This is a genomic window from Bacillus sp. GBSW19 (assembly GCF_002998655.1).
GTDB lineage: Bacteria > Bacillota > Bacilli > Bacillales > Bacillaceae > Bacillus.
This window is the reverse complement of sequence record NZ_PVRF01000001.1, coordinates 1,445,422-1,463,156: the sequence shown is the minus strand read 5'-3', so window position 1 is coordinate 1,463,156 and position 17,735 is coordinate 1,445,422. Positions and strand designations below refer to the sequence as shown.

At 40.0% G+C, this 17,735-nt stretch carries 16 protein-coding genes; 12 read left to right on the top strand and 4 right to left on the bottom strand.

From position 1 onward, the window contains the following. Window positions 1-68 precede the first annotated feature (68 nt). Complete coding sequence (locus C6344_RS07815; RefSeq protein ID WP_034661459.1) at window positions 69-899, top strand: manganese catalase; 831 nt, start codon at window positions 69-71, stop codon at window positions 897-899. 37 nt (window positions 900-936) lie between these two features. On the opposite strand, the gene C6344_RS07810 is transcribed toward C6344_RS07815, so the two are convergent. The 4 genes from C6344_RS07810 to C6344_RS07795 are packed head-to-tail and all read right to left on the bottom strand — an operon-like array spanning window position 937 to window position 3,979. Then, window positions 937-1,650, bottom strand: coding sequence for an amino acid ABC transporter permease (locus C6344_RS07810; RefSeq protein WP_106072852.1), 714 nt, complete (start codon window positions 1,648-1,650; stop codon window positions 937-939). A 12-nt stretch (window positions 1,651-1,662) separates the two neighbouring features. After that, window positions 1,663-2,361, bottom strand: coding sequence for an amino acid ABC transporter permease (locus tag C6344_RS07805; RefSeq protein WP_066030620.1), 699 nt, complete (start codon window positions 2,359-2,361; stop codon window positions 1,663-1,665). Beyond that, complete coding sequence (locus tag C6344_RS07800; protein ID WP_095285487.1) at window positions 2,358-3,218, bottom strand: amino acid ABC transporter substrate-binding protein; 861 nt, start codon at window positions 3,216-3,218, stop codon at window positions 2,358-2,360. The genes C6344_RS07805 and C6344_RS07800 overlap by 4 nt, the downstream gene beginning before the upstream one ends. Next, the gene (locus C6344_RS07795) at window positions 3,215-3,979 is read right to left on the bottom strand and encodes an amino acid ABC transporter ATP-binding protein (RefSeq protein WP_066030622.1); all 765 of its coding nucleotides are present in this window, start codon (window positions 3,977-3,979) and stop codon (window positions 3,215-3,217) included. Before C6344_RS07795 ends, C6344_RS07800 begins: the two co-directional genes overlap by 4 nt. A 144-nt stretch (window positions 3,980-4,123) precedes the next feature. Here C6344_RS07795 and C6344_RS07790 point away from each other — a divergent pair, with 144 nt between their 5' ends. The 11 genes from C6344_RS07790 (at window position 4,124) to hxlB (ending at window position 17,699) form a co-directional block, all read left to right on the top strand. Continuing rightward, complete coding sequence (locus C6344_RS07790; RefSeq protein WP_106072851.1) at window positions 4,124-5,287, top strand: acyl-CoA dehydrogenase family protein; 1,164 nt, start codon at window positions 4,124-4,126, stop codon at window positions 5,285-5,287. 123 nt (window positions 5,288-5,410) lie between these two features. Then, window positions 5,411-6,199: a BPU family class D beta-lactamase gene (blaBPU, locus tag C6344_RS07785; RefSeq protein ID WP_106072910.1), complete on the top strand. Its 789-nt coding sequence runs from the start codon at window positions 5,411-5,413 to the stop codon at window positions 6,197-6,199. 168 nt (window positions 6,200-6,367) lie between these two features. Next, the gene (locus C6344_RS07780; protein WP_106072850.1) at window positions 6,368-13,402 is read left to right on the top strand and encodes a DNRLRE domain-containing protein; all 7,035 of its coding nucleotides are present in this window, start codon (window positions 6,368-6,370) and stop codon (window positions 13,400-13,402) included. Between the two features lie 3 nt (window positions 13,403-13,405). After that, window positions 13,406-13,648, top strand: coding sequence for a DNA-binding protein (locus C6344_RS07775; RefSeq protein WP_050943707.1), 243 nt, complete (start codon window positions 13,406-13,408; stop codon window positions 13,646-13,648). Window positions 13,649-14,039: 391 nt separating this feature from the next. Then, entirely contained in the window at window positions 14,040-14,168 is a 129-nt protein-coding gene (locus C6344_RS19295; protein ID WP_423190654.1) for a YxiG family protein, read from the top strand. Between the two features lie 59 nt (window positions 14,169-14,227). Beyond that, window positions 14,228-14,572, top strand: coding sequence for a YxiJ family protein (locus tag C6344_RS07770; RefSeq protein WP_060596619.1), 345 nt, complete (start codon window positions 14,228-14,230; stop codon window positions 14,570-14,572). 21 nt (window positions 14,573-14,593) lie between these two features. Beyond that, on the top strand, window positions 14,594-14,893 hold the full coding sequence (locus C6344_RS07765; RefSeq protein WP_223250479.1) for a hypothetical protein: 300 nt from the start codon (window positions 14,594-14,596) through the stop codon (window positions 14,891-14,893). A gap of 131 nt (window positions 14,894-15,024) precedes the next feature. Then, window positions 15,025-15,891 carry an alpha/beta hydrolase gene (locus C6344_RS07760; RefSeq protein ID WP_066030625.1) on the top strand — a complete coding sequence of 289 codons (867 nt, stop codon included), beginning with the start codon at window positions 15,025-15,027 and terminating at the stop codon, window positions 15,889-15,891. 76 nt (window positions 15,892-15,967) lie between these two features. Continuing rightward, the gene (gene hxlR / locus C6344_RS07755) at window positions 15,968-16,324 is read left to right on the top strand and encodes a transcriptional activator HxlR (RefSeq protein WP_012010675.1); all 357 of its coding nucleotides are present in this window, start codon (window positions 15,968-15,970) and stop codon (window positions 16,322-16,324) included. A 188-nt stretch (window positions 16,325-16,512) separates the two neighbouring features. Then, the gene (gene hxlA / locus C6344_RS07750; RefSeq protein ID WP_003216301.1) at window positions 16,513-17,145 is read left to right on the top strand and encodes a 3-hexulose-6-phosphate synthase; all 633 of its coding nucleotides are present in this window, start codon (window positions 16,513-16,515) and stop codon (window positions 17,143-17,145) included. Continuing rightward, window positions 17,142-17,699 (top strand): 6-phospho-3-hexuloisomerase, encoded by a 558-nt coding sequence (hxlB, locus tag C6344_RS07745; RefSeq protein WP_095285481.1) that lies wholly within the window; start codon window positions 17,142-17,144, stop codon window positions 17,697-17,699. Before hxlA ends, hxlB begins: the two co-directional genes overlap by 4 nt. Window positions 17,700-17,735: the final 36 nt, after the last annotated feature.

The following is a 17,735-nucleotide window of genomic DNA, read 5'->3' as shown; positions in this document are numbered from 1 at the left end:
TTTTCATAAAGAGGCATGCGGTTGAATAGTGATAAGTGAAAAGATGTTTTGATAAGGGAGATGACATCATGTTTTATCACATCAAAGAACTGCAATATGAAGCAAAGCCCTCAAAGCCTGATCCGCTTTACGCGAAAAAGCTGCAAGAAGTATTAGGCGGACAGTATGGAGAAATTAGTGTCATGATGCAATATTTATTTCAAGGCTTTAATTGCCGGGCAGATCAAAAATACAGAGATTTATTGTTTGACATAGGGACAGAGGAAATTGGTCATGTCGAAATGCTGGCGACGATGATCGCGCGTTTACTAGATAAAGCACCAGTTAAGGAACAAGAAGAGGCGTATCAAAGTGACCCCGCACTAGCAGCTGTTATGGGCGGAATGAATCCTCAGCATGCAATTGTTGCCGGTTTAGGAGCAATGGCAGCAGATAGTCAAGGGTATCCGTGGAATGCCAAGTATATCATTGCAAGCGGAAATTTAATGGCTGATTTTAGGGCCAACTTAAATGCAGAATCACAAGGGAGGCTTCAGGTCACAAGGCTCTACGAAATGACCGATGATCGCGGCGTGAAGGATATGCTTTCTTTTCTTATTGCCCGTGATACATATCATCAAAATATGTGGCTTGCGGCCATTAAAGAATTAGAAGAACGAGAAGGGGACGTCGTCGTACCAACCACCTTCCCGCGCTCACTAGAAAAACAGCAAGTATCCTATGATCTGTTTAACTTCTCAAGAGGAGAAGCAAGCAAGGAAGGCAGATGGGCATATGGCCGAAGCATGGATGGAAAAGGGGAATTCAGATATATTTCTGCACCAGTCGTGTTCGGTTCCGCACCAAAACTAAAACCCGCACCAAAGGAACTGTTTAACACACCGAAAAAAGGCGAATAAAAAAAGCCGGTCAGGTATTTGAGCCTGATCGGCTTTTTTAACGTCCAAGAGATCTTCCGTACACGCTGACACGTTTCTCTAACAAGGCAAAAGCGAGTTCAAAGAAAATGCTCAGCAGCCAATAGATCAAAGCAGAGACGAGGTACGTTTCTAAAAACTGATAGCCGTCATTCGCAATGATCCGGGAAATCCCCATGATTTCAAGTACTCCAATCGTAAACGAAAGAGAGGTGGCTTTTAATAGCTGAATGAGCTGATTGCCTAGATTCGGTAAGGCGACCACAAAGGCCTGCGGCAAAATAATGCGCATCATCGCCTGGCGCGTCGTCATACCCACAATTTTTGCCGCTTCAAGCTGCCCTTTGTCTACCGCAAGGAGTGCACTCCGAACCACCTCTGTTAAATGGGCGGCTGAATGGAGGCTGAAGGTCATGAGGGCAACAGCTAATGGGGAGACCATATCTGGATGAAAGGTCAGCCCGAATGTACCGCTCACTTTGGTTAGAACAAAAGGGAGTCCATAAAAGAAAGCGAACAGCTGAACAATAAGAGGCGTTCCTCTAAAAAAGGAGACATAGAGTGTCACAAGCTGCCTGAGTACAGGAATGCGAAAGAGACGAATGAAAGCAAAAACAGATCCGAGCAAAAGGCTCACAGCCATGGAAACGAGTGCAATCAATAAAGTAAAAGGAACGCCTTTTAGAATATGAGGTACTTGGTCAATCGCAAATTGAATATCAATGGTTTGCATCAAATCGCCTCCTTAACGTGACAGGCTGGTGCGGCCTTTTACAAATTTCCTTTCAAGCAGCATGGTGATCAGTTCAATGCTCATGCAAATGAGCCAATACACAATCGCAATGATCGCGTACACTTCAAACATGCCGATCCCGTAGTTATTTCCTAAAATGATCTTCACCTGTCCCATGATATCAATAAGTCCGATTGTAAAGGCAATCGCTGTGTCTTTCACGAGATCAATGGTGTAATTTCCGAGGTTTGGCAGTGCAATGAGAAAGGCCTGCGGGATAATAATCCTGATCAAGGCCTGTGTATCTGTCATCCCAACAATGTAGGCGGCCTCCAGCTGGTCCTTCCCAACAGATGAATACGCACTGCGAAAGACTTCAGATAAATAAGCGCCAGTATGTAAAGAAAACGTCATCATCACAAATAACACACGATCCCAATGATTGATTTGCATCCCTGCGACAAGTAAAAGCTGAGGCAGTCCAAAATAAATCAAAAACAACTGAACAATTAAAGGCGTACTTCGTGTAAAAGATAAATAGATAACAGCCAATTGCTTCAGCACTGGGATTTGCTTGATACGAATGAAAGCAAATAGCAACCCGATGATGATAGCAAAAAACAATGACACCGTAATAATGAGAAAAGTGAGTGGCAGGCGTTCAAGCACCTGTAAAAAGATGCGCAGCCAATCTCCAGCTGTAAACGTCATGACGCTTCCTTCCTTTCTTCATTTTGATCCCCTTGCTCTGAGATGTCATCAATATTTTGAAAGAAATCAACACCAAACCACTTTTTCGCAAGCTGAGGCAGTGTTCCATCATCAATCATTTCTTGTGTGATCCGGTCCAAATCTGCTGCAAGCTGCTTCTCGCTTGGCTGTAAGACAAGATAGATAGGCTCCTTTGACACAATGCCGCCAACTTTGACCTTTAGGTTCAAATGCTTTTGAATGGTATCAAAGGTTGAAATGTTCATAAATGCTGCATCGGACCGTCCGCTTTCAACACGTTTTAAGTTGAGTTCATTTGAAGGACTTTCAATGGTCGTCAGTGGAATATCCGGATCATGCTCTTTATTATATTGATTTAATATCGAACGCAAGCCTCCGCTAGGACTGACAGGAGCCAGTTTTTTAGATGTCATATCATCAAGCGATCGAATCTCCTTGTCTGATTCATTCACAATTAAACCTGTCATCGAATAGCCATACGGGACCTTAGGGTAAAGGAACCGCTTTTCACGTTCAGGGTTACTAAAAAACCAATTAGCCGCCATTTCAAACTTCCCTGCGCCTACACCGATTAAATTCGATTCTTCCTCGCCAAAAATGTAATCAAAATGTACGTGGGGAAGCCTCTTTTCCACTTCATTTAAATAATCAATGTTATAGCCAATCGGTTCGTTTCGGTCATTTGTTGCTAAAAAGGGTGGATTGACCTCTGCACTCAGTGCGACTTTCACAATTTGTCTGCCGTCATCTGTCGTGGTTTTCACACTGCTGCAGCCAATCAGAGAAAGGAGAAACAGAAGGACACCGGACATCATGAATGCTGTCTTTTGCTTCATTTGTCTTTCTCCGATCCTTGCCACATTCCGCGATGAATCCTTGATAAAAATTGTTTCGTTCGTTCATGCTGTGGTTTCAACAGGACGTCTTCTGGTGAGCCTTTTTCAACGATTTCGCCATCTGCCATAAAGATCACCGTATCCGCCACGTCCTTTGCAAAAGAAATTTCATGTGTCACAATGACCATTGTCATTCCTTGGCTCGCAATATCTTTGATCATTTCAAGAATTTCTCCTACCATCTCTGGGTCCAGTGCCGACGTAGGTTCATCAAACAAAAGCACTGAAGGGTTCATCGCAAGAGCGCGGGCTATGCCAATTCGCTGCTGCTGACCGCCGGATAATTCACTCGGAAATGCATCCTTTTTATGAAGCAGTCCAATCCGCGTTAAAAATTGCTCTCCGACCTTTTCTGCTTCTTTTTTAGACATGTTTTGAGACACGATCAATCCTTCTGTAATATTTTCAAGTGCTCGTTTATTCTGAAACAAGTGATAATGTTGAAACACCATGGAAGATTGCTGCCTGAGTTTTAGCAGATCTTTTTTATGATATCGTTCAAATTGAATCGTGGCTTCACCAACTGTCAGCTCTCCTTTGTCTGGAATATCAAGGCTGTTTAAGCTGCGGAGAAGGGTGGTTTTTCCTGATCCGCTCGGTCCAATAATGGCGACCACTTCACCTTCTTGTACGGTGAAATCAATGCCTTTTAACACATGGGTCTGCCCATAAGATTTATGTAGATTAGTAGCTGAAATCATAAAAGCATCACGTTCCTTTGACATATGTACTTAATATTGATAAAATTTAACACATTAAATCCTATAAGTAAAGTATGTTTTATTTATTCCGATTGGAAAAATCAGATATGATAGATTGTGAGATACAGAGGAGTTGGATACGTTTTGTCTAAAGCATTATTTGTTGATACCGATTTTCAAAAAACATGGCTTCATCAACTAGAATCTCTTCGTGAAACGATCGAACAAACGGCAAAAGAACACGATGAAGGCGCTTATTTTCCTGAAAAAAACATTGAATCATTAATAGAGATGGGCTATACGACGTTGTCTCTTCCTGCTGAATACGGAGGCGGAGGTCAATCTGTGAAGGATATGGTTCTGTTTCAAGAGACGCTCGGCAGTATGGACGGAGCGACTGCCTTATCCATCGGCTGGCACCAAGGGGTTGTAGGCGAAATCTACGAAAAGAAACAATGGAATGAGCAGCAGCTGCAATTCTTTGCGGAAGAAGTGAAGAAGGGCGCCCTTGTCAACCGTGCTGTGAGCGAGGCGCAGACAGGCAGTCCAACAAGAGGCGGGAAGCCTGGGACAACAGCCACTAGATCAGGTAATGAGTGGATCATCAATGGACGTAAAATTTTCACAACGATGTCACCAGCACTTACATACTTTTTAGTCGGCGTATGGATTGAAGAAAAAGAGGCCATGGGCTTCTTCTTAATTCATCGTGAGACAGAAGGTGTTTCAATAGAAGAAACGTGGAATGTTGTGGGCATGAGAGGAACTGAAAGTCATGATTTAATCTTAGATCAGGTGAAGGTTTCAGATGACATGCTTGTTGAGGTGCAAAAAGGGCCACGCGGTGGTACGCTAAATCCTTGGATTGCACACATTCCTTCCTGCTATTTAGGGATTGCGCAAGCGGCAAGAGACTATGCTGTTCAGTATGCCATCACCCATTCACCGAACAGCATCAACGGCACAATTAGTGACCTGCCAAATGTCCAAACACTGATTGGTGAAATCGATTTACTATTAAAGCAAGCACGCCACGTCATCTACTCAACGACGACATTGTATGAAAAGCCGGAGAAAAGAGAGCTGTTAATCAATGAATTCGGCGCTGTGAAACATACAGTCGTCAATCACAGTCTACAAGTTGTCGATAAAACCATGCGTTTAGTCGGTGCGAAAAGCTTAAGCCTTGACTGTCCACTGCAGCGTTACTATCGAGATATTCGGGCCGGGCTCCATAACCCGCCAATGGACGATATGACGATTTCAAAAATCGCGAAGCAAGCCATTGAAGAAAAAAAAGACAGCTAGTATAGAGCAGAAAGCCGGGTGAACCGGCTTTTTTGTTTGAAAGAAAAGAGGACAAGCGTACCTTATATCTCATCGCTCAACATGCTACAATCAATGGAAATCATGGGAAAGGGAGCGGTTGTCCTGAAGAAAAAGTATATAAAATGGCTCATTACTGGCATGATGCTAATGACACTTTGTATAAGCCAGCCTTCATCAACTGAGGGAGCATCACCAGCGTGGTCAGTAGATGAATTCTTGAAAGACCGGAAAGGCACGTTTGTGATTCAAGAAGTAAAAGAAAAGTCCCCTTGGGTGTATAACAAAAAAAGAGCGAAAGAGCGCTTTGCACCTCAATCGACATTTAAGGTAGCAAATGCCTTAATCGGACTCCAGACAGGCGCAGTGAGAGATGAATACGACATCAAATATTGGGATGGCGTAAAAAGAGAGATTGACAACTGGAATAGAGATCATACATTAGGATCTGGGATGAGAGATTCAGTCGTCTGGTACTATCAAGCCATGGCACGTGACATTGGAGAAGAACGCATGAATCATTGGGTGAAAGCCATTCATTATGGGAACAAAGACATATCTGGCGGAATCGATCAATTTTGGTTAAGCAGTACCCTGCGAATTTCTCCTATCGAACAAGTTCGTTTTCTCAAACAGCTATATGAAGAGACTCTTCCATTTGACCTAAAGAACATGAGAACAGTCAAACGAATGATGGTACAAGAAGAAGAGAAACACGCCACCCTATACGGAAAAACAGGCTCGGGATCAGGCATCGGCTGGTACGTAGGTTTTATCAAACATGAACACAAAACCTACATCTTTGCCACAAATATCAAAGGCACAGGCATAGAAGCAAAAGACATCACCTATCGCATTTTGAAAAAATATCATTTGATGGAAGCATCCGTTTAGGGTGCTTTTTTATATGCGAAAAAGGGGATATATTGATAAGTTGATGATATATGGATTAGTTTGAAAGAATGATATATTTATAGAAATATATTGAAGTATCATTTCAAATGTATTATTATATATGGCGTAATGTTACAAATATTACAAATATATGATAAGGAGATTAATATGAACCTAAAAAGTAAAGTGAATTGGAAAAGAAATATTGCAGCACTACTAGCGTTTGTGATGCTTTTATCAATGTTACCTTCTGACATTTTTGCGGAAGAACATGACAAAAATACAAAATCAAGTCATAACAGCTTAGAAGAGTTAGGTGATTCAAAGGCTCTGGAAATGGCAGGCATTGACGAAGATGAAATTGGAAAAGATAGAGAAGTTTTTTCAGAAAGAACAGAAAACAGCAAGCTTTTTTATGAAGGAGAGGGTGTATTTACACAAGAGGTATATCCTGATCCTATTCATATTAAAGAGGCTCCAGATGCTGAATGGGAGGACATCTCTCCAGAATTAAAGACGATCTCGAAAAAAGAAATAGAAACAGAAAATGCAAAGTTAGAATCAACTTTTCAAAAACAAATGCAGCTTGGATTATATGCGACATTTGAACACAAGAAGCATCAAATTGAATTTTCAATTTTAAAAGCTTCAGGGAAAAACAAATCAGAAATCAATTCCAAAGATACCTCTGCACAATTTAAAGAGAACACCAACGAGCTTACATATGAAGAGGTATTTCCAAATATAGATTTACAATCATTCACCTTTAATGAAAACATCAAGGAAGATATTGTACTCAATCAATATGATGGCTACAATTCATTTACATTTAAAATAAAGACAGATCTAACTGGGGAAATTGAGGAAGACGGTTCTATTACATTTTACGATCAGAAAAAACGGACCATTTTTCAAGTCCCGAAACCGTTTATGACTGATTCTAATTTAGATGAAAAGTCAGGTGAAGTGGCTCGCTCAGAAGATGTGAGCTTTAAATTAGAAAAAGAAGACGATGGCTATTTACTTCATGTGACAGCAGATGAAAAATGGCTCAAAGATCCTGAACGAGTTTATCCTGTGTCTATCGATCCTTCGACTTCTTTATCTGTATCAGCAGACACATTTATCATGAGTAAGTACCCAACAACAAATTATTCATCCTCTACGCAAAAATGGGACGCTAAACTTAAAAGTTATGTACTCAAAACAGGTTATTACGATAAAACAACTGGTACAAACTATGCGTTCATGAAGTTTAACTCATTCAAACCGATTCAAAATATGAATGTAACGAAAGCGACGCTCAAAACATATGTTGCTCATTCATATTACGGGACGAAGGCTACTGGTCTTTGGCTGGATACAGTGAATGCCAACTATGATCATACAAAACTAACGTGGAACAATAAACCAAGCTCCAAAAACATCGGCAAAGCCAATGTATATAAAGGACAATGGGCGAGCTATGATGTGACTTCAACCATCAAAGCTTGGAATAGCGGAACAGCTAACTATGGCTTTAAATTACATGCAAATGGAAATGGGCAAGACCATTGGAAAAAAATAATCTCATCAACAAACTCTACCAATAAACCAGTCATTGAAGTAACGTATACCATTCCACAGGCAAATGCACCAACTGTAAAAGGTTTTAGTAATGGAAATGGTACAGGCTACTTCAATTTAAGTTGGAAAAAGGTAGCTGGTGCAAAAGGCTACAAAGTGTGGTTATACAACGGAAAAGAGTATGAAGCCATTTCAGTTGGAAATGTGGCATCATGGAGTACAAAAGGAAAGAATATATGGCCAACAGCAAGCGAGATTGCAGCTAAAAAATATAAACTTCATTTAGACGGAAAAGGTGGAACTGAATTAGCAGTTGATCCTTCCCCAGTTTACAAAAACTCAGGTGGCAATTATGCAACAAGTAAAAATTATTGGGTAGCTGTAAGTGCGATTTTTGACCAAGGTGAAGGCGCAATGTCAGCAAAAGTAAAACCTGTCATGCCGAATGTGGCTAGAGCGAAAGCACCTAGTACAAAAGGATTCAATAATAATAATGCAACAGGTTACTTTGATCTTTCTTGGAATTCAGTTTCCGGTGCGACCGGTTATAAAATACAAATGTTTAATGGGAAAAGCTATGAGACGTTGGATCTTGGGAATCAAACTTCATGGTCAACAAAAGGGAAAAAAGTATGGCCGACAGCTGCTGAGATCAAAGCAGGTAAATATGCATTGCACATCCAAGATGAAAAAGGGGCAGAGCTTCCAATTCATCCTGGTGCGACTTACAAAAATGCTGGAGGAGATGCGGCTCAAAAACATTATTCCTTCAGAGTGATTGCCTATAATAAAGATGGAGAAGCTATTGCTTCACCGCCAGCTGGACCAACTTTACCTGATTTATCTAGACCGAAAGCTTTATCTGGTTATGCTTATACCAATACAAAAGAGAGCCAAACAGGTTATATCAATTTACATTGGGACAAAGTGAAAAATGCAAAAGGATATAAAATTAACATCTATAATGGTAAGGCATATCAATCATTTGATGTGGGTGATGTCGATCATTGGACAACACAAAACAAGAATATTTGGCCGACTCCTACTGAAGTTAAAAGTGGGAAATATGTGCTTCATACAGATGGAAAGGGTGGAGAATTAGCGCTAGACCCATCACCAGTATATGAAAATGCAAATGGAAATTATAAAGGACGCAAGAACTACTCCTTTACCCTTTCCGCCTACGATGCAAATGGAGAAACGATTCCGACACCAGCCTTTAACCCGACATTCCATGAAGGGGCCGAATTCCTTGGAACAGAGGATTACTGGTCGATTATTGATATACCAGACGGTCAGCTTAATGGTGCAACTGGGAATGTGATTGTCAGTGAAGAAGAAATGTCGATTGATGGAAGAGGACCAGGACTTGGAATGGGTCGAACCTACAATAGTTTAGATGCAGCTGACCACCTGTTTGGTCAAGGGTGGTACGCAGATGTAGAAACGAGTATCACGCCAACAAAAGAAGGTGTCATCTATCTTGATGAAGATGCCACAACTCATGTTTTTACAAAAAAAGCAGATGGTACGTATCAACCACCAACAGGTATTTTCCTTGAATTAACGGAATCAAAAGATGAATACATGTTAAAAACGAAGGATCAAACCTTTGCGCACTTTAGTAAAAACGGTGGGAAGATCACCAAGGTTGTAGATGGACATAAAAATACAACGACATACAAATATAACGAAAACAATCAGCTCACTTCAATGGAAGATGCATCTGGCCGAAAAATAACAATGGATTATGATGAAGATGGTCATATCATTTCGGTTCAAGGACCAAAAGGGAAAAAGCTTTCATATGAGTATGATGCAGGTTTACTAACGAAAGTCATTGATTCAGATGGAACAAGTATCTCATATGAATACGATAAAGAAGGCAGATTGATTAAACAATTCTCTCAAAACAGTACAAAAGATCAGCCTGTTTTTACAGAATATCAATATGAAAATCATCGTTTAGTCAAGGCAATTAATGCAAAAAAAGAAACCTTTGAGTATGCATATGATTTATCTAAAAAGACACTCATGCTAACGCAGCCAAACGGGCGAAAAATACAGTATACGTATAACGAAGCAGCCAATCCAATTCAAGTTGTAGATGATGCGGAAGGGCTTAAAATCACCACTAAAACGAAATATGAAGGCAATCAAATCGTAGAAGAAACTGACCCAAATGATGTAGAGAAAGGAAAAGCTACAGAAAGCTATTCGTATGACAAAAATGGCAACGTCATTCAGGCGAAAGATGCTTATGGGACAGAAACCTACGAGTATAACAAAAATAATGATGTCACTAAAGTGAAAGATACAGAAGGAGATATTACAGATATCGCCTATGATGGATTAGATGCTGTATCTGAAACGGATCAAAGTGGAAATATGTCTTCAGCAAGTATTTATGACTCGTACGGGAATTTGGTACAAACGAGTAAAGAACTTGCTGCAGGTGCGAGTATATTAAAAAATGGCAGTTTTGAAGATACGCTAACTGGCTGGAAGCTTACAGCATCTAAGGATGACGGGAAATTAGCGCAAACAGCTGGGAAAAGTGGTGTGTTATCTGGCGGCCGGGTATTAGAAATCAGTTCACAATCGACAACTGAAGGAACAGAACTTGGCTATTCTTCTGCTACTCAAGAAGTGACACTAGAGCCAAATACGACGTATACACTTAATGGAAAAATAAAGACAGAGCTAACGAAAGCAAGAGCATTTTTTAACATTGATTTAAGAGATACAAATAACAAACGAATTCAATGGATCAGCAACGGTTACAGCACATTATCAGGCAAAAACGATTGGACAAAACGCCAAGTCACGTTTACGACGCCGTCTCATGCAGGTAAAGCTGTGATCTATATGGAAGTAGATCATCGAGATAAGGCTGGAAAAGGAAAAGCCTGGTTCGATGAGATTCAGCTGGAAAAAGGCGAAGTTTCATCAAGTTATAATCCAGTCAAAAATAATTCCTTTACGGATAAAACAACAAGCTGGAGCGGAACAGGTGGTTCATTAGATAATGAAGAAGGCTTTAATGATGACGTTTCGTTAAAAATGACCAGAACATCTTCATCTCAAGCAAATGCCATCTATAAACAATCTGTACCGATTGAACAAAGTGCGAATGATCAATCTATGTATGTCACCCTGACTGGGATGTCTAAGGCTGAAAATGTCAAAGCCTCAAATGAAAATGATTACTCACTTCAAGCGTCCGTTACGTATACAGATGGCACAACAGGAACGTTTAATGCGAAATTTCCAACCGGTACACAAGAGTGGAACCGAGCGGCGGTTGTTATACCAAAAACAAAACCATTGAAAAAAGTCGACGTGCAGATTGTTTTCCAAAAAAGCGCGACTGGAACGGTTTGGTTTGATGATATCCGTCTAGTAGAAGGTAGTCTGTTAACGAAAACCACTTACGACGAGAAAGGGAACTATGCAGTTAAAGAAGAGGATGAGCTTGGTTACTCATCTCAATCTGCCTACGATGAAACAGGCAAAAAACTCTCTGAAACAGATGCGAAAGGCGAAAAAACAACATTCGAATATGACCAGGCTGATCAGCTGAAGAAAATCACTTTATCTAACGGGACATCCATTGTGAGAACGTATGATAAAGAGGGCAATGAACAGTCGAAAACCATTCGTGCAGAGTCAGATCAGACGTATCAATTCGAATACGACCTAATGGGCAAATTGACAAAAACCATTGATCCATTAGGGAATGTGTTGAAAAGTGAATATGATGCGAATAGCAACTTAATCAAAACCATTTCTGCAAATGGACATGAAGTGTCTCTCACGTATGATGGAACAGACCGAGTGAAATCCAAGTCATACAATGGGACAGAAAAATATAACTTTAGCTATGATAAAAACGGAAACGAAACAACGGTTGTTAACAAAGAACAAAACACAACCAAAAACAGAACGTTCGACCAACAAAACCGCATCACAAAGTTAACAGAGCGTGGCAGCAGTCAAACTTGGACGTATCCAGCCGATTCAGATAAACTAAAATCTTTTGAGTGGACACACGGAAATCAAAAAGGGACGAACCAATTCAGTTACAATAAGCTTGATCAAATGACTCAGATGAAGGATTCGAGTTCTACGTATTCGTTTGATTATGATGAAAATGGAAATGTCCAGTCCTTTATTACAGGTAACGGCAGTGGTGCTAGCTTTGCTTATGATGAGCGCAACTTAATCAATGATTTGCACATTGGAACAAGCCAAGGGGCAACGATCTTAAACGAAGCTTACGAATATGATCAAAATGGAAACAGAATAACGGTTGATCAAGGAAGCAACGGGAAGATTCGATATGAATATGGAAAATTAGATCAATTGATCAAAGAAACTCATCCAGATGGAACGGTCATTGAGTACACGTATGATGGATTTGGGAACAGAAAAACTGTAACGATTGAAAAAAATGGCGCCAAGAAAACAATGAGCGCATCATTCAACATCATGAACCAACTGACAAAGGTAAATGATGAGACTTTAACTTATGACAAAAATGGCAACCGAACGTCTGACGGACAATTCCTTTATGAATGGGATGCTGAAGATAACATTACGGCCATCACGAAAAAAGGGGAAGACAAGCCATTTGTCACTTACAAATATGATGAGCGTGGATATAGAATTCAAAAAACAGTGAATGGAAAAGTCACCAATTACTTTTATGACGGCGACAGCCTGAATGTTTTATACGAAACAGATGGAGACAACGAAGTCACAAAAGCATACACATACGGTGAGAGTGGACAACTACTTGCATTCACACAAAACGGGAAAAAATATTTCTATCACTACAATGCACACGGTGATGTCATAGCCATGACAAATAGTGCAGGAAAAATCGTTGCTGAGTACGAATACGATACATGGGGTGTTCCAACAAAGGTAAAAGAAGATGAAGAAGTAAAAGGAAACCCATACCGCTATGCTGGGTACCGCTTCGACGAAGAAACAGGACTTTACTATTTAATCGCCCGCTACTATGAACCAAGAAACGGCGTATTCCTATCACTAGATCCAGATCCAGGAAGCGATGGAGATTCACTAGATCAAAACGGATATACCTATGGAAACAACAACCCGGTCATGAATGTCGATCCAGACGGCCATTGGGTATGGTTTGTTGTCAATGCAGGATTTGCGGTATATGATGGATACAAAGCTTATAAATCAGGCAAGGGCTGGAAAGGCGCAGCTTTAGCAGCAGCTTCGAATTTTGGACCTGGGAAGGTATTTAAGGTGTTAAAAGTAGTAAAGCGTGCTAAACGATCTTCAAATATTGCCCACAATGCTGCTAGGCATAGCAAATTAAAAGAACATTATAAGCAATCACAAAAATATGGCAAGGCAAAAGTTAGGCATTTATCTGGGGGACGTTACCGTTACTATGGCCACGTAACACCGGCTAAGAAAAAAGGGGAAATGGCGGGCAGAAGAGTAGTAAGAGAATGGAATTATAAAACAGGAAAAAAGAGAACATGGCATGAAACTATTGATCATCGTGGTAAAGTAAGACAAGTAAGACCACAAAATGGTAAAGTTAAAGTGCATTACCGCTTTAACAGTAAAGGTCAGTATATAGGGAAGTGGTAATTTATGGTCGAACCAGAAATGATAGACTGTATAAATAAAATACAAAAAGTCTTAAATGGGACTATGACGAGAGAAGAAGTTTCTGATTGGGCTGAGATTTATGTTAGTGCAGATGATCCTGAAGTCGATGATGAAAAAGTTTGGGATATGCTGATTCTTCTAAGTGGAATTGATTTGAAAGATGCTCCCAATTCCTATTTCCACACAGAAGAGGATTTGGAAGAATGGATAAGAAAATATAAATAGCTTTAGTAGAAATGTGCCTTTTAGTATTTTATTCACTAAAAGGCGCATTTTTTGTTATTTATTTGTTGCCCAAATTTTAAACATGAGAAGATATGCCAAAAGGGTATATAGTTTTATGGAACCTTATAAACTTTTACGAAAGTTAAAGTAAGTATATTGTTATAGAGGTAATACAAAAGAAGTCCAAGAATTAAAAATTATTCTACAAATATAAGTAAAAAGTAATTCAAGAGAATAATTGAAAATAAAATAATCAAAATTACAAAATGTCACTCATCATGAAATACGATTTATAAATGTGGTAAGGTAATTCTAGATTTGAAGAATTAATAACAGAAGGGGTAAAATAGAAAATTTTAAATCTGTCTTTCATCTTTATGATACAGGGAACTTGAACAATGAACTACTTGAAGAATTTGATTCAAATGCAAATTTTCTATTTAACATCAATGGGATGTTACTCGCAATAGAATCGAAAAACGTATGTTTCGATTCACAAGAATTTGTTTGCAGTGTATAGGAAGATCTTATTAGCGTCTAAATAAGAATTAAAAACAATGAGAGGTTGGGGAGAAATCCATGAAAATCAGCCGTGATAAACAATGTTTATTCGATGATGTAAAACAACGTTATCAATACTTATTAGATTCATCTTATCCAGATGATATCATCTCTTTTGAAGAAGAAACTGGTATGTACTCAGATGATTTTTATATGTTTTTTTCACTTGTTGCAGGCAGCTTAAGTTATGTGGTCGATCATAAACGAATACCGAAAAAACAGTTAAACGTGCTGCGTCAGTCATTTGAAGAGCAATATCCCCAAATCAAAACGTATCAACAGATCCTTGAATCGTATCCTTTATTGCATTCCTATGTTCAATACCATGAAGAAACAAGAAAACAAATCATTGCACTTATATAATAACCTCTTGGAGGACAAACGATGACATGGTTTTTAGATGAAAAAGTCCAGAAACAAATCCGTGATTTCAATATCAACCATCTAAAGCAAATCAATGAATTTCACTATTTTAAAGAGTATAATGAACATTACGACTTGATCAACTGTATTCATCTACACATCCCATACGAATCTGCAACCCATAAAGCAGACATTCATCTGAAATTTACCAACGTCTCTTCTGTTCAAATCAAAGATTTGGAGTTAACAAACGATTCCTCTCTTTTTTTGAACATTCAACTTTTGGATAGAGGCTGGGAATGTTTGAATTACTTTGTCTAAGATTATGAAGAACAGTATTTTTCTTTTTATTGTGAAACGGTTCAAGTCATACAAGTCGTTTCAAATGAATCGGGCTAGTCTCTCTACATATGTGCGAATCATGCTTCCCCATCCCAACATAGAAAGGTGCAATGACATTGAATCGAATGATGAAGTGGCTTTTATTTGCAGCAGTCATCGCTGGCTTATTGGTATGCGCATTCTTTGTGTTCCGCTTCAACCAGCCTAAGCCGACGACGAACATCCATTATGCAGACACACAAAACAAACAGCAAACACTCGATATGTACATGCCGAAGGGCAAAGAAGACAAAAAGAAGAAGCATCCAGTCATGATCTATCTCCATGGCGGCGGCTGGACAGGCGGCGATAAGAATAGAGTCGCTTCAAAGGCTGATTATTTTACCGGTCAAGGGTATGTGTTTGTTTCAATGAATTACAGGCTTCATCCTGATGCCAACTACGAGCAGATGGCAGATGATACGGCAAACGCCATTAAATGGGTGAAGGATCATGCGGATGAATATCAAATCGATTCATCAAAAATCAATGTCATGGGTCACTCAGCGGGCGGTCATTTGACGGCGCTGGTTGCCACAGATTCGACCTACTTAAAACGTGTGGGGCTGTCGCCAAACACGATCAATTCCATTGTTGTTCTAGACGGGCCGTTAAACCTCAATCAATTTATACAAGCCATTCCATCGTACAAAAAAGTCTTTGGCAAACAAGAGGAGAATTGGACAAAGGCATCACCTGTCACTTATATGAATCAAAAGAATGCACCTCCTGTCTATTTGGTTACAGGCTGGGAAAACCCTGAGGTGTACAGATTTGCAGAAAAACTGAATCATGATAAAGGTTCTAAGTTTGTCTTTCGGGTCCATTCGCTGAGCCACAGTGACTTGAATAAATGGTTTGGATCAGACAGAGCGCCAAAAGAAGCACAAAAAATGACAGAGGCTGTGATGGCTTTTGTCAAAAAACAAAATCAATAACGAAGACCATATGCTAGGCAATCCATTTTGCCGCAGTATATGATATAGGGTAAATGGTTTGTAATAAAAGGAGTGTATGTCGTTGTCATCACGTATGGAAAATAAAGTGTTCAACTGCGAAAAAGAGCTGACGCTGAATATTATCGGCGGTAAGTGGAAAATGCTGATTTTATGGCACCTTGGCAGAGAAGGGACAAAACGGTTTGGTGAGTTAAAGTCGTTAATGCCTGGAATTACGCAAAGAATGCTTGTCAATCAGCTAAGAGAATTAGAGGAAGACCACATTGTGCATCGGGAGGTTTATCCTGTCGTTCCGCCAAAAGTTGAATATTCCCTCACAGAACTAGGAGAAAGCTTAATGCCGATTTTAGAGGCGATGTATGATTGGGGAAAACAATATCTCGACAGCAATTTTTTAAAGGATGATAAATAGTAATACTGCAAAAGATACTGGTCGAAAGACAGTATCTTTTTTGTGACCATATGCGAAAAAGTATAGTATGTAAAAAAAAAGTGCGTACTTGGATTGCTGCCATCCTGTTGTTATACTCATTTCATCGTTCAAGAAGCATCATTCGCAGAGCTCTTGAAGATGAGATGAAAAAACGGGAGTGAACATTGATGAAATTACAATTAGCATTAGATTTAGTAAATATACCAGAAGCGATTGAGCTGATTAAAGAAGTAGAAGGATCGATCGATGTAGTCGAAATTGGAACACCTGTTGTGATCAACGAAGGCTTGCGTGCCGTCAAAGAAGTCAAACAGGCATTTCCAAACTTACGTGTACTCGCCGATCTGAAAATTATGGATGCTGCCGGCTATGAAGTGCAGCAGGCATCTGAAGCTGGAGCGGATATCGTCACCATTCTTGCAGCAGCAGAAGATATGTCCATTCAAGGAGCGGTGAAGGAAGCGAAAGCAAGAGGGAAACAAATTTTAGTTGATATGATTGGCATCAAAGATATCGCGGGCCGGGCAAAAGAGCTGGATGAGCTTGGTGTCGATTATATTTGTGTGCACACAGGCTATGATCTGCAAGCGGTTGGTCAAAACTCATTTGCTGATCTTATGACCATTAAACAAGTTGTCAAACAAGCGAAAACAGCCATTGCAGGCGGGATTAAGCTTGATACGTTACCTGAAGTCGTGAAATTAAATCCTGATTTGATCATTGTCGGCGGCGGTATCGCAAGCCAGGACAATAAAGCAGAAGTGGCTGCACAAATGAAGCAGCTGATCGCACAATCATGAAGACCAGTGACTATGTGAAAGCCATTTTGAATGAGCTTTCTGAGCATTCCCCCGCTATTCAAGACGAACAAGCGGAGCGGCTTGTCTCAAGCATTTTAGCTGCACGAAAGGTCTTTGTGGCAGGTGCTGGCAGATCTGGTTTGATGGGAAAATCATTTGCCATGAGACTCACACATATTGGCGTCAAGGCTTATGTGATCGGAGAGACCAATACTCCTTCCTTTACAGAAGAAGATCTCTTGATTGTGGGGAGCGGCTCTGGTCGAACAGAGACCTTGCTAATCCTTGCAAAAAAGGCAAAAGCAATTGGTGGAAAAGTGGCAGCATTCACGCTTTCAGTTGACTCACCTCTAGCTGATCTATCGGATGAAGTCATTTTACTGTCAGGTGCGCCGAAGGATCAAAAGGAAGGAAGCCATCATACCATTCAGCCAATGGGCTCGCTATTTGAGCAATCGCTTCTTCTGACATACGATGCGGTCATTTTACGTTTAATGGAAATAAAAGAGCTCGACACACATACAATGTACGGTCACCATGCAAATTTAGAATAGATATTTTCAAAGCCTTTCCTTTCTTAGAAGGAGAGG

What these genes read in the sequence shown, in the direction of transcription:
- C6344_RS07815 (WP_034661459.1), top strand. Translation starts at nt 69, where the DNA reads ATGTTTTATCACATCAAAGAACTGCAATATGAAGCAAAGCCCTCAAAG.
- C6344_RS07810 (WP_106072852.1), bottom strand. Translation starts at nt 1,650, where the DNA reads ATGCAAACCATTGATATTCAATTTGCGATTGACCAAGTACCTCATATT.
- C6344_RS07805 (WP_066030620.1), bottom strand. Translation starts at nt 2,361, where the DNA reads ATGACGTTTACAGCTGGAGATTGGCTGCGCATCTTTTTACAGGTGCTT.
- C6344_RS07800 (WP_095285487.1), bottom strand. Translation starts at nt 3,218, where the DNA reads ATGAAGCAAAAGACAGCATTCATGATGTCCGGTGTCCTTCTGTTTCTC.
- C6344_RS07795 (WP_066030622.1), bottom strand. Translation starts at nt 3,979, where the DNA reads ATGATTTCAGCTACTAATCTACATAAATCTTATGGGCAGACCCATGTG.
- C6344_RS07780 (WP_106072850.1), top strand. Translation starts at nt 6,368, where the DNA reads ATGAACCTAAAAAGTAAAGTGAATTGGAAAAGAAATATTGCAGCACTA.
- C6344_RS07775 (WP_050943707.1), top strand. Translation starts at nt 13,406, where the DNA reads ATGGTCGAACCAGAAATGATAGACTGTATAAATAAAATACAAAAAGTC.
- C6344_RS07770 (WP_060596619.1), top strand. Translation starts at nt 14,228, where the DNA reads ATGAAAATCAGCCGTGATAAACAATGTTTATTCGATGATGTAAAACAA.
- C6344_RS07765 (WP_223250479.1), top strand. Translation starts at nt 14,594, where the DNA reads ATGACATGGTTTTTAGATGAAAAAGTCCAGAAACAAATCCGTGATTTC.
- C6344_RS07760 (WP_066030625.1), top strand. Translation starts at nt 15,025, where the DNA reads ATGACATTGAATCGAATGATGAAGTGGCTTTTATTTGCAGCAGTCATC.
- hxlR (WP_012010675.1), top strand. Translation starts at nt 15,968, where the DNA reads ATGTCGTTGTCATCACGTATGGAAAATAAAGTGTTCAACTGCGAAAAA.
- hxlA (WP_003216301.1), top strand. Translation starts at nt 16,513, where the DNA reads ATGAAATTACAATTAGCATTAGATTTAGTAAATATACCAGAAGCGATT.
- hxlB (WP_095285481.1), top strand. Translation starts at nt 17,142, where the DNA reads ATGAAGACCAGTGACTATGTGAAAGCCATTTTGAATGAGCTTTCTGAG.